2 protein-coding genes and 1 pseudogene are annotated in these 1,983 nt (G+C 44.3%); 2 read left to right on the top strand and 1 reads right to left on the bottom strand.

Annotated elements, in window-relative coordinates; translation table 11 throughout:
* Positions 1-189: 189 nt before the first annotated feature.
* Positions 190-363, bottom strand: a pseudogene (locus F8S12_RS41920) (Uma2 family endonuclease); the annotation flags it as partial.
* 208 nt (positions 364-571) lie between these two features.
* Here F8S12_RS41920 and F8S12_RS04190 point away from each other — a divergent pair.
* Together F8S12_RS04190 and ruvA are read left to right on the top strand one after the other, a co-directional pair.
* The gene (locus tag F8S12_RS04190) at positions 572-1,333 is read left to right on the top strand and encodes a sucrose-phosphate phosphatase (RefSeq protein ID WP_196515015.1); all 762 of its coding nucleotides are present in this window, start codon (positions 572-574) and stop codon (positions 1,331-1,333) included.
* Entirely contained in the window at positions 1,330-1,962 is a 633-nt protein-coding gene (gene ruvA / locus F8S12_RS04195; RefSeq protein WP_196515016.1) for a Holliday junction branch migration protein RuvA, read from the top strand. The genes F8S12_RS04190 and ruvA overlap by 4 nt, the downstream gene beginning before the upstream one ends.
* Positions 1,963-1,983: the final 21 nt, after the last annotated feature.

The raw sequence follows: 1,983 nt of genomic DNA on the forward strand, positions 1-1,983 counted from the left end.
GTACGCCGAAATAACAACTGGGTACGCCGAAATAACAAATGGGTTGCCTCGTTCCCAGTCTCTGACTGGGAATGCCTTCTTTTAGGCTCCGCCTTCCTGACTCGCGGCAGCAGCCCAATGATGTGCATTTCCAGCCAGAGGCTGGAAACGAGGTTTTAAAGCAGTTTTAGCTTAAGTTGACATCAAGCCCAAAGGTGATGCCACGTAAACGACTCCTTCAATCAATTCGGCTTTCTTGACGCTGGGCATGGCATTGTAGCGACGCTCAAACTCTGGACGAGTCAGGCGATCGCCATTCTCAAGAGGCGGAATGTAGGAAGAAGAATCCCTTGGAGTCGGATGTTGTGGAGAAGTGTTTACCACGCGATCGCAGTCGGTAGAGGTGGTTAACTTAATTGTATTGTAATGCTTTAAGCAAAAGACCTGAAATATAACAGCAAAGACAGTTTTTGCAGGAGGAATACTGCTTTGTGTGTCTCCTGACTTTTTTGTTAAACCAGACTACATCTATAAGATAAGTGCAAAAAGGACATAAACTTTTTGATGTAAAGCGAAGCATAAGAGGTTAATTATGAAACCATTTCTTTTTGTAACAGACTTGGATGACACTCTCGTATATCGCACCGTAGGCGATGACAGCGCCTTAGCAGAACTAAATCAACTGTTAAGTCAACATCGCCAAGAATACGGCACTAAAATTGTTTATGCTACTGGGCGATCGCCTGTACTTTACAAAGAACTCCAAGCTCAAAAAAATCTTTTGCAACCAGATGCCCTCGTCCTTTCTGTGGGTACAGAAATTTACCTCAATGGTACTGATACTCCCGACTCAGGTTGGGCAGAAATCCTCTCTCCGGGATGGAATCGTGAAACTGTATTATCTATCACTAAAAAATACCGTGAGTTAGTTCGGCAACCAGATTCAGAACAGCGTCCCTTCAAAGTGAGCTTTTTCTTGCAAGAAGACTTTTCTGCTATTGTGCTGCCACAACTTGAAGCAGAGTTGCAGAAAAATAAATTAAATGTAAAGTTAATCTACAGTAGCAGTATTGACCTTGACATTGTACCATATAGCAGCGATAAAGGTCAGGCAATGCAGTTTTTACGCCAAAAGTGGAAATTTGCAGCAGAACAAACAGTTGTCTGTGGTGATTCAGGTAATGATATTGCTTTATTTGCTGTAGGCAACGAACGGGGAATCATTGTGGGGAATGCCCGAAAAGAGTTACTCCAATGGCACAATGAGCATCTCGCTGACTACCGCTACCTGGCAAAAAGTTTTTGTGCAGGTGGAATTATCGAAGGTTTGAAATTTTTTGGTCTATTAGAATGATTAGTTATCTTAAAGGTCTTGTTGCTGGTATCCAAACAATTGGCGCTAATCGCGTTATCTTGATTTTGGAAGTAAATGGCTTAGGGTATGATTTGCAAGTTCCTCATCGGCTAGCACAGCAATTGCCAGAGTCGGGAGGAGTGGCGCAAATTTTTACCCATTTTCAAATTCGTGAAGAAGTCCCGTTACTATATGGCTTTTCTTCGCCATCAGAACGCGATTTATTTCGCCACTTGTTGACAGTTAGCGGTGTTGGTGCAGCTTTAGCGATCGCCCTCTTGGACACTTTGGAACTACCAGATTTAGTCCAAGCAATTATCGCTGGCAATACACAAATCTTAATTCAGGCTCCCGGTGTCGGTAAGAAAATTGCAGAACGCATTTGTTTGGAACTCAAAAGCAAATTAGTCGAGTGGCGCAAATCAGCCGGGTTCTTCGTCGCCACAGGTGGCCCAGCCCCCGGAATTCTCGAAGAAGTGCAAATGACCCTCTTTGCCCTGGGATATACTGCCCATGAAGTCAGTCATGCCCTGCATGTAGTCAGTGAAGACATTGGACTACCCAAAGATGCCTATGTCGAAGATTGGATTAAGCAAGCGATCGCTCATCTCAGCAGCGAACAAGTTTAATTGCCCCCTGCCCCCTGCCCC

It is taken from the genome of Nostoc sp. WHI (assembly GCF_015714725.1).
Classification (GTDB): Bacteria; Cyanobacteriota; Cyanobacteriia; order Cyanobacteriales; family Nostocaceae; genus Nostoc.

Bases quoted from the DNA above. Each gene is read 5' to 3' on its own strand.
- F8S12_RS04190 (WP_196515015.1), top strand. From the start codon at position 572: ATGAAACCATTTCTTTTTGTAACAGACTTGGATGACACTCTCGTATAT.
- ruvA (WP_196515016.1), top strand. From the start codon at position 1,330: ATGATTAGTTATCTTAAAGGTCTTGTTGCTGGTATCCAAACAATTGGC.